The sequence below is a fragment of the Caballeronia sp. genome, from assembly GCF_049581465.1.
Lineage (GTDB): Bacteria > Pseudomonadota > Gammaproteobacteria > Burkholderiales > Burkholderiaceae > Caballeronia.
On record NZ_JBAUSA010000745.1, the window covers coordinates 1 to 9826 of the forward strand.

Consider the following 9826-nt stretch of genomic DNA (forward strand, 5'->3'; position numbering starts at 1 on the left):
GAGCCTGCGCTTGTGCAAGACCTCGATCTGGATACGCTCTATCAGGCGATGGCGCGGGGTGACGCCTTTCTCTACGACGTGATCAAGCGGGTCGTCCTGGTGAGTTCCGTCGATCTGGATGGAATTGCGTATCGCCAGGCCATCCTTCGCGACTGCATTAGCTACGAAACGGTTGTGAGAGAGCTCTATGCTATCGCGATCGAGGCGCTCGAAACGAGACGAAATAGTTACTATGGAATCTTTTCGGCGTCAGCCAGTTCGGTGCTGCACGGCGCGCGGGAACTAATCCAGAAGTTTATAGGTGTGCTGAAGAAGATAAGGAGCGTGGCCGACACGCAGGCGGGACAGTTTCAATCGGAAGGCTTTGCTCAATTCTTCTCGATGATCCAGCGAGAGTTGACGGACGAGTATTTTGCGACGATCCAGCGTTGCCTGAATGAGCTTAAGTTCAACCACGGAGTGCTGGTCAGTGCGGGCCTCGGCCAGGGCAACAAGGGTGTCAACTACGTACTGCGCAAACCTCACGCGAAGGATCCGAATCTCCTGAAGCGCTTGCTCTCAAGGCGGCCGCCTTCGTTCACGTTTCGTATCGCGGAGCGGGACGACGCCGGCGCCCGCGCGTTGTCGGAACTGGAGGGAAAGACGGCTAGCCATTGAAGGCTTGTATGACGCCAGTCTCGCATTGCGCACCGAACACCCGCCCATCGGCAACGACGTGCAAGGTGACGGCAAGGAGCTCGTTGTCATCACTGGAGCCAATCAAGGTGGAAAGTCGACCTTCCTGCGCGGCGTCGGATTGGCGCAGATCATGATGCAATGCGGAATGTTCGTCGCGGCGACGTCCTTTTCGGCGAACGTGTGCGACGCAGTATTTACGCACTACAAGCGCGAAGAGGACGCATCGATGAAGAGCGGCAAGCTCGATGAGGAACTCAAGCGGATGAGCGAAATCGTCGATCACATCCGGGAGCACTCGCTGGTGTTGTGCAACGAATCGTTTGCCGCAACCAACGAGCGTGAGGGTTCCGAGATCGCGCGACAGATCATCGTGGCGTTGTTGCAAAAGCGCGTAAAAATCGTATTTGTGACGCACCTGTATGCGCTGGCTCACGGACTGCATGAGGAGAGGACGCAGGGCATGATGTTCTTGAGAGCGCAGCGGCGGGTGGACGGTGAACGCACGTTCAAGCTGACGGAGGCCGAACCATTAGAGACCAGCTACGGGGAAGACCTGTACAGGCGAATATTTACGTTCCAGCGTGAGGAGCAGACGCATGGCACTTCACCATGCGCCGATCTGTCGAAGGTCGGATAGGTCGCGCGGGCACGGTCATGCTATTTGTGCCGTCGCGTAAGATGAATCGGCTATGGCGGTGCGTATCCGTTCGCATGTCGGCGCGTCCAAGCGTTTTCCGTCAGGGCCAATCGGAGTCCGCCATGAAAGGTAGTCAACTCACCGTGTTTGCGGCCAATCAGAGTCATCGCAAGAATCATATGACCGTGGTCCATTGGATTCTGGACGAGGCAAGGAAAGCCGGCATTCAGGGCGCGACCGTGATCGAAGTGGCCGAAGCCATCGGCGCGCACGGCACGTATCACGCGGCGCGCTTCTTTGAACTGGTCGACCAGCCGGTCGTGGTCACCCTGGCGGCCGAGGACGCGCAGGTCGATACGCTGCTAGAGAGCCTCAAGCGCGGCGGTGTTCGACTCTTCTATACGCGCCATCCCATCGAATACGAACTGCTTGGGGCGGAGAGCGCAGAGTAATGCTTGCATGCCTTTCCGACCGGTAAGATGTACGATAACCTACCGCCGGCGCCCACCTAACGAGAAATCAATGAAGTCACTCCTTGCGGCGATTACTGCCTTAGCAATGCTCGTGTCAATGCCGTCAGCGTTCGCACAGGGCGAAGCGAGCGATCAGTGTGAAAATAGCGCGGAGGTGCAAAGCGCGCTTAGTTTCTACGACAATAACGATTACGGGCGAGCGTCAACGTCGTTCGAACCGCTCGCAATAGCGGGAAATCCCTGCGCACAGTACTGGCTTGCGGAGATGTACCACAACGGGCAGGGTGTCCCGCGAGACCAGAGCAAATACATCGACTGGCTAAAGAAGTCGGCCGCGCAGGGCTATACCAAAGCGCGCGTGCGTTTAACGGTGATCAGTCAGTAATGCCGCCGGCATGGTGCCGAAGGTCAAGCGGGGCGCGCGCCCTAAGCCGCCTGCACCTTCCTTACGATAGCGCAATATCTTCGGCATCTCGCCGTTAAGCGCATCACGTTGTCCAGGCAAACGTTTTCCATAGTGTCAAAACTTCACAACACTGCGTGCATCATTTCATACAAATTGAGTGACACCGATTGCAGCAAAGTGATTAAATTGCCCGGGCTGGATCTAGATGCGAATGGCCTTGGCGCCACGTTTAAGGGGTCGCATCGTTTCTGCATTTTTAGCATCCTGCAAGGATCGGCCGAAGGTTTGCCGATGAAATATAGCGAGAACACTATGTCGCCTTGGTTAGCGGTCGCCTTAGGCGCTGGAGTCTTCAGCGCAGTCGTCAACGTCGCTTGCAACGCGGTCGTTCGCAGGCGCAATGGGACACGCAGCGCAGCCGCCCGCATTCATGCCGAGCGTCATACCGCGTTGACCGTAGCTATCACACTTGAGGAGTTCGCTCACCGGTGTCAAGCGACGATCAATCGCGCTGAACGCAAGGAGACGCTGGAACAGCAACACGTGCTGCTAGGCGAGATTGAGTTGCCGCCTTTCGCGTTTCCTAATGATGTTCAATGGCGCGATCTAGACGCCGGTAAAGCGTCTTATCTGCGCGCCTTCGGCGCCAATGCCACGTACAGTGGAGAGCTGATCCAATCGAACGACCAATACTCGAATGTTTCTGAGTTCGTCGCCAATATTCAGGGCCATTGCGCGGAATTTGGGCGACGAGCATGGTTGATGGCGGTTGAGCTGCGCGAAGAAAACGAATTGCGCGCAGTTGAGGATCACAATTGCGTCATTGAATTTGACGCAGCCCTTATCCGGTATTCAGCGTGGGAACAGCGGGAAAAAGAGCGCGGCGACAGAGCGCGGGCTCAGTCCCATATGACTCGAAGTGCACCCCGTACGCTAAACAGGGGGAAGGGCTTGGCCGTCGGCGGCACGGCATAAGTACACGTTTGGGGCTCGCGTGGCTAAGCGCTCTCCCATGAGGAGGGTCTGCCATGAAGCTACGGCACCGCTGCGGGCGGCTTGCTGGAAGCCGAAATCGTCACTCCTAACGTGGGCGAGCTTTGCGCGCACTCGTTGTAGACAGCGGCTTGCTGCAAAAGCCAATGTCGAAAAACCTCGAACGGTTTGCCGTGGCTGAGTTCCGTGGGATAGACCAGGTAGTAGGCCGCATCGGCTATCGCGGGGACATCGATCGGCAAAATCAAGCCGAGTGGGTCGAGTTGCGTATCGACGAAAAAGCGCGGCACGAGCGCAATGCCGAGTCCCGCGCGGGCGCCCGCGATCAACATGGTATGCAACTCGTATCGGACGCCTTGCATCGTCCGGTTGTCGTCGACACCTTGCTCGGCAAACCAGGTCGTCCATCCATCGGGACGCGTTGTCGAGTGCAGCAGCGGATAGTTCAACAGATCGGCGGCATGCTTGATCGGCTTCTTCAATAACGCCGGCGAGCAAACCGGCACCACTTCCTCCCCAAATAGATAGTCCGACGAGGTCCCTTGCCAGGTCGGTTTTCCATAGTGAATCGCGGCCTCGAAGTGGGTGTCCTGGAACGTGAACGTATCCGTGCGAACCCCCAGGTTGACACGTACATCCGGGTTCTTTTCGTTGAAGTAGAGCATGCGCGGTATCAGCCACTGCGATGCAAACGTCGGCAGCACAGCGAGCTCCAGATATTCGCCGCCGCTGCCGTGCGCGACGATCGAAAGCGTGTCGCGGTCAAGCGTCTCTAACGCTCGCCGAACCTGAGTGCTGTACAGCTTGCCGGCGCGGGTCAGCACCACGCGTTGCTTGGCGCGCACAAACAGCCGAACACCAAGGTTGGTTTCCAGGGTGTTGATCTGGCGAGAAATCGCGCTCTCAGTGAGAAAGAGCTCGCGGGCAGCATAGGTGAAGCTCTCGTGCCGCGCTGCGGCCTCAAATGCCAGCAGCGCACCCGTGTTCGGAATCTTGAACTTACGCATGTTGATGCCTAAAACTCATTAAGTATCAATTTTATCTCGCTTTACGGGGCCGGGGTACAAGCCAATAATCCCGCCATTCCAGTCGGTGCTGCGTGGCGCCGATCGAGCTACCCCTATGTGCCGCAGAGGCCGCTCCCGGGCGAGATGAAGATGCGAAATGCGAACGTTGAACATTTGCTGTTGAAGTTGCTTGGGCCTGAGAGAACCCGATCACTTTTTTCTACGCTGAATTTCCCTCCCGCGCTCAACGTTTGGGAAGACGGCATTGTCAGTCGCGCTGAACTCGCACAGGCAATGAACATGGCGCTGTTCGAGGGATTGCTGGAGCGTTCGGCGAATGGGCGCACTTATACAACGGAAACCATCGCTGCCGGTGGCGGCGTTCACTTTGATCATGGTGCGCTGCGTACCGTTCGATGGGAGCAGAACGGCGCACTTCCTCCGGGAGAAGCAGCATTCGCCCGAATCCTGGTTCCGCTTGGCTTCGAACTGAAAGGACGCTATCCGCTGGACAAGCTCGGGATGACAGGACGTGCCTATGTGCATCAGGATGCGCCGGAAGACATTTCGCAATTCTTTGTGAGCGAGCTACATCCAGAGCGATTTTCGCCTGAGTTTCAGAACGCCGTCACTAACGTCGTCTCATCTTCGAAGGATCCGCTCACGCCGCTGGCGGTGAGTCGACTGTGGGAGCTTGAGCGGGATGGAACATTGCCCATCGAGGATGCACAAGGTCTTCTTCCAGTGATCGTCGGCGCATTCGCACGTCAGCACGACGTACCGAATGAAGCTGACTACGACGTCCTGTTGAAAGAATCCGCCGAGATGGCATGGATTGCGACGGAAGGAAATGCGTTCAACCATGCAACGGATCGTGTGCAAAACGTGTTTGAGCTTTCCGACGAACAAAAAGAGAAGGGGCGGCCTATGAAACCCGAGGTCGAGCGGTCCCGCTCTGGACGCGTTTTCCAGACGGCTTATCGCGCGGACGTTGTTGCACGCGAACTCCGTGGCAAAGACGGCGGTATCGTCACGCGCAACGTCCCAGGCTCATTTTATGAATTCATCACGCGCAAACGCGACTTCGATAAGCAAACGCGCCAGTGGAAGCTTGACCTGCGCTTCGATACAGGCAATGCACAGGGAATATTTAAAATGACGGCTAGTCAGGCAACCTGATTAGCGCTTGGTGACGGAAAATTAAGGATACTAGTGAACGCTCAATCGATTCTCTCTGAACTTGGTATCGCGCATCTGGCGGACGATGGCGAACTGGCTGTCAACTCACCGATCGCGGGTGAACGGGTAGGCCGCGTCAAGCTCAACACGGTGGCCGACGTCGACGCGGCGCTGGTTGCCGCGAAAGCTGCCTATCAGACCTGGCGCAACGTGCCTGCGCCGCGCCGCGGCGAACTCGTACGAGTGCTCGGGAACCGCCTGCGCGAAAAGAAGGAGGTGCTAGGGGCCGTCATTACGCTGGAAACGGGCAAGATCCTGCAAGAGGGATATGGCGAAGTCCAGGAGATGATCGACATTTGCGACTTCGCGGTCGGCTTGTCCCGCCAGCTTTACGGTCTCACCATCGCGTCAGAACGGGCTGGCCATCGCATGGCCGAAAATTGGCATCCGGTCGGGGTCGTCGGCATCATTTCGGCATTCAATTTTCCGGCGGCGGTCTGGGCCTGGAACGCCGCATTGGCGCTGGTGTGCGGCAACGCGGTGATCTGGAAACCGTCGGAAAAGGCGCCGCTGACCGCGCTTGCCGTCGACCAGATTCTCAAGGACGCACTCAGGGAATTCGGCGATGCACCCGCCGGTCTCACGGCGTTGATCATTGGGGGCCGGGACGTGGGCGCGAAGCTCGTCTCGGATCCGCGTGCCGACATTATCAGTGCTACGGGCAGCACCGAAATGGGCCGCAAAGTGGGCGTGGAGGTTGCCTCCCGTTTTGGCCGGTCAATTCTCGAACTCGGGGGGAACAACGCCGGCATCGTCGCGCCAAGCGCCGATCCCGAGCTCACCGCGCGCGGCATCCTGTTTTCAGCAGTGGGTACCGCAGGCCAGCGGTGCACGTCACTTCGCCGACTCTTTGTTCACGCGAGCGTCTATGACGACACGGTCGAGCGGCTGAAGAAGCTGTACGCAAAGGTGCCGATAGGCAATCCGTTGGAAAAGGGCGTATTGATGGGCCCGCTAATCGATGCACAATCCTATGGTCGCATGCAAGAAGCGCTTGAGCAGGCAAGGGCAGAGGGCGGCAAGGTATTTGGCGGTGATCGCGTCGAAGTGAAGGGACACGAGAAAGCTCACTACGTGCGCCCGGCGCTCGTCGAAATGCCGTCGCAAACAGCCGTGGTCTTGAAGGAGACGTTCGCTCCGATCCTATACGTTCTTCGCTATAGTGAGTTTAGCGAAGCAATCGAGGCAAACAACGCCGCTGCGCACGGTCTGTCGTCGTGTGTCTTTACGTCGGACCTGCGGGAAGCGGAACGATTCGTCTCGGCGGCGGGCAGCGATTGCGGTATCGCCAACGTGAACATTGGCCCGAGTGGCGCCGAGATTGGCGGGGCTTTCGGCGGTGAAAAGGAAACGGGGGGCGGCCGTGAATCGGGCTCCGATGCATGGAAGGGTTACATGCGCCGGGCGACCAACACGATTAACTATTCGACCGCGCTTCCCCTCGCGCAGGGTATCGACTTCTCGATAAGTTGAGATGAGCCGGCTGGTTCTGGTCCGCACAGGATCGCGGGCCAACGTCATACTCAGCAACTTGATTTGCGGTCTTTTGCTGCGATTAACGGGTGGACTTGGCGTTCGGTTTTGTAAATGGGGAGTGCGACGTGGCTTCAAAAGTGGTGATTGTGGGTGGCGGCGTAATCGGCAGTTCTGTGGCGTATTTCTTACGCGCGTCGGATCCTACCGTTGCGGTCACCGTGATCGAACGCGATCCGAGTTACGCCCGATCATCGTCAGCGCTATCCGCCGCATCGATCCGACAGCAATTCTCAACACCGCTCTCTATCCAGATGTCGCTGTATGGCATTGAATTCCTCCGCTCGATTGGCGCGCGGCTTGAGGTGGCTGGTGCCCAACCTTCGATCGATCTCCACGAAGGGGGATACCTTTTTCTCGCCACGCCTGCGGGCGAACAGACACTTCGGGAAAACCACGCGCTGCAGACGCGCCTGGGTGCGGACATCAGGCTTCTTGACAAGGACGGTCTGCGACAGCAGTTCCCGTGGCTCAATGTCGACGACCTTGCGGCTGGCGCATTCGGCGTGTCCGGCGAGGGCTGGTTTGACGGATACGGACTGGTCCAGGCGTTACGCAAGAAGGCCCAGGCGCTCGGGGCTCGATACGTTCATGCGGAGGTAGTGGGCGTTAGGCGCGATGGGAAGAAAGTGACGCACGTTCTCACTTCCGACGGCGAGGACTATGCCTGCGATACCCTAGTCAATGCCGCTGGCGCCTGGGCCAGGAAGGTGGCCGACATGGTGGGTATCGACATTCCCGTCTTCGCACGACGTCGCAGTATCTTCAACGTCTCGTCGCCGGCGAAACTGACGAAGTGTCCGCTACTGATTGATCCGACGGGCGTTTATTTCCGGCCGGAAGGGAGGACGTATATTTGCGGAACCTCTCCCGCCGCCGATAACGATCCGGACGACCTTCCGCTCGATCAGGTGGACCACGCGCTGTTCGACGAGGTGATCTGGCCGACGCTGGCTAACCGCGTACCTGAGTTCGAGGCGCTGCGCGTTGAGAACTGTTGGTCCGGCTATTACGAGTACAACGTGCTGGATCAGAATGCCATTATCGGTCGCCACCCCGATGTGGAAAATTGCATCTTTGCAAACGGCTTCAGCGGCCATGGATTGCAGCAAGGGCCAGCAACGGGGCGAGGTGTCAGCGAGTTGATCCTGAACGGGAAGTACACAAGCCTGGACCTGTCGGCGCTAAGCTGGACCCGAGTGCTGGAAAATAGGCCCATCGTGGAAAAGAATATCGTTTAGCCACGAGCAAACGTCTTATCTCTATGTACAACTTCGTATCGACGTTCCGGCAGCCAAGTGGCTCGCCCATTCGCGAGCTGTTCAAGTATCTTGGCCAGCCCGGCATGATTTCCTTCGCGGGCGGTTATCCCGCGAGCGATCTCTTTGATGTCGAAGGGTTAAAGCAGGCGAGTGACCGCGCGTACCAGGACTCAAATGTCTGCCTGCAATATGGTGCGACGGATGGCATCCCTGTTCTGAAGCAGGAAATCCTCAGGCTCATGAAAAGCCGGAATGCGCGTTGTTCGAATTCCGAGCTCCTGGTGACGACCGGTTCGCAGCAACCTTTTATGCGGACAACATCGATCAGGCCGCATTCAGGTTGTCTTACGCGGCGCCGTCCATCGGCGATATCCATGAGGGTGTGAAGCGACTAAAGATCGCGTTGCACGCAGCCTCGCTCGGATGCTCCATGCGGCCGGAGCAAAAAGCGAAGCGAATAATCCGCGACGAGTGACCCATGGTTCCGGCACACAAGCGTCAGTGAAATGCGTTGTCGTGCACCATTTCAAATAGCTTGTGATTGTCCCGATAGTCCACATGAACGCCGACGATAACGGGGCCGGGCGTATCGAGTGCCTTCTTCATGACCGGCGCGATCTCGTCGGCCGTGTGGATCATGAGACCCACGGCGCCGAAGGCTTCTGCATACTTCACCGGATCGACCGGGCCGAGCGCGATCCCCGACGGGCGACCATATTTGGCGATCTCCTGCACGGCGACCATGTCGTAGGTGCCGTCGATCAAGACCATATGAACGAGGTTCGATTTGAGTCGAACGGCAGTTTCAAGCTCCATGCTCGAAAAGAGAAAGCCGCCGTCCCCGGAGATCGAGATGACCTTCTCCGTGGGCCGCACAAGCGTCGCGGCAATGGCCCACGGCAACGCGACGCCGAGTGTCTGCTGACCATTCGAGATCAGGACCTGACGCGACCTGAAGCTGTAGAGGTGCCGGGCAAACCACAGATGAAACGACCCCATGTCGAGGCAGAGCGTGACATCGGGATCAAGGAGTTTCTGCAACTCGTACACGATCCTGAGCGGGTGGACGGGTGCCCCGCTAAGCCGCGCGGCTTCCTGCCCAAGCTTGGCACGTTCCTCCCTGATCGTGCGCAAGATGGTCGATGAGATAGACGACTGCTGTTTGCGACCGGTCAATGGCCTCAAGGCCAAAAGACTTTGGGCGATGTCGCCGATCAATTCGACGGCGGGACAATAGTATGAGTCGAGATCGGCGGGGAGGGTGTCGATGTGAACGATCTTCCGGTCGCGGTCCTTGTTCCAGAGCGATGGCCAATACTCGACAGGGTCGTACCCGATCGTGATCACGAGATCGGCTGCCTCAAGGAGCCGGTCGGCCGGCTGATTGGCAAGCTGCCCGACGCGCCCGCCGAAGTCTTCCAGCAGGTGTGCCGCGATCGCGCCCGCTGACTGGAAAGTGCCGACCACCGGCAACTGGTTCGCGGCGATCAACTCCCGCACGGCGCTCGCGTTATCGGGCTTGCTTGCCAGCAGTCCAAGCAGCACGACAGGAGTTTGTGCTGCGTTGATCAGGCGAGCGGCTTCGCCGATCGCGGCGC

The 9826-nt window shown here is 58.3% G+C and carries 9 protein-coding genes and 2 pseudogenes; 9 read left to right on the top strand and 2 right to left on the bottom strand.

Annotated elements, in window-relative coordinates; translation table 11 throughout:
- From WCA53_RS18440 to WCA53_RS18460, 5 genes and pseudogenes are all read left to right on the top strand, one after another.
- Nucleotides 1–657, top strand: a pseudogene (locus tag WCA53_RS18440) (DNA mismatch repair protein MutS); the annotation flags it as partial.
- Between the two features lie 4 nt (nucleotides 658–661).
- Nucleotides 662–1315, top strand: coding sequence for a MutS-related protein (locus tag WCA53_RS18445; protein WP_423913715.1), 654 nt, complete (start codon nucleotides 662–664; stop codon nucleotides 1313–1315).
- 122 nt (nucleotides 1316–1437) lie between these two features.
- A complete protein-coding gene (locus WCA53_RS18450; RefSeq protein ID WP_423913719.1) occupies nucleotides 1438–1767 on the top strand; it encodes a DUF190 domain-containing protein in 330 nt (109 codons plus the stop codon).
- A gap of 70 nt (nucleotides 1768–1837) precedes the next feature.
- A complete protein-coding gene (locus WCA53_RS18455) occupies nucleotides 1838–2173 on the top strand; it encodes a tetratricopeptide repeat protein (RefSeq protein ID WP_423913722.1) in 336 nt (111 codons plus the stop codon).
- A gap of 174 nt (nucleotides 2174–2347) precedes the next feature.
- Nucleotides 2348–3169, top strand: a complete 822-nt coding sequence (locus tag WCA53_RS18460) for a hypothetical protein (RefSeq protein ID WP_423913725.1) — start codon at nucleotides 2348–2350, stop codon at nucleotides 3167–3169.
- Nucleotides 3170–3228: 59 nt separating this feature from the next.
- On the opposite strand, the gene WCA53_RS18465 is transcribed toward WCA53_RS18460, so the two are convergent.
- The gene (locus WCA53_RS18465) at nucleotides 3229–4194 is read right to left on the bottom strand and encodes a LysR substrate-binding domain-containing protein (protein WP_423913730.1); all 966 of its coding nucleotides are present in this window, start codon (nucleotides 4192–4194) and stop codon (nucleotides 3229–3231) included.
- Between the two features lie 150 nt (nucleotides 4195–4344).
- Here WCA53_RS18465 and WCA53_RS18470 point away from each other — a divergent pair, with 150 nt between their 5' ends.
- The 4 genes and pseudogenes from WCA53_RS18470 to WCA53_RS18485 all read left to right on the top strand — a co-directional run.
- A complete protein-coding gene (locus WCA53_RS18470; RefSeq protein ID WP_423913735.1) occupies nucleotides 4345–5373 on the top strand; it encodes a DUF1338 domain-containing protein in 1029 nt (342 codons plus the stop codon).
- 33 nt (nucleotides 5374–5406) lie between these two features.
- Entirely contained in the window at nucleotides 5407–6906 is a 1500-nt protein-coding gene (locus WCA53_RS18475) for an aldehyde dehydrogenase family protein (protein ID WP_423913738.1), read from the top strand.
- A gap of 128 nt (nucleotides 6907–7034) precedes the next feature.
- The gene (locus WCA53_RS18480; RefSeq protein ID WP_423913741.1) at nucleotides 7035–8207 is read left to right on the top strand and encodes an NAD(P)/FAD-dependent oxidoreductase; all 1173 of its coding nucleotides are present in this window, start codon (nucleotides 7035–7037) and stop codon (nucleotides 8205–8207) included.
- A 23-nt stretch (nucleotides 8208–8230) separates the two neighbouring features.
- Nucleotides 8231–8530: pseudogene (locus WCA53_RS18485) on the top strand (PLP-dependent aminotransferase family protein); the annotation flags it as partial.
- 196 nt (nucleotides 8531–8726) lie between these two features.
- On the opposite strand, the gene WCA53_RS18490 reads toward WCA53_RS18485, so the two are convergent.
- The coding region (locus WCA53_RS18490) for a thiamine pyrophosphate-dependent enzyme (RefSeq protein WP_423913744.1) at nucleotides 8727–9826 on the bottom strand (1100 nt) is incomplete at its 5' end.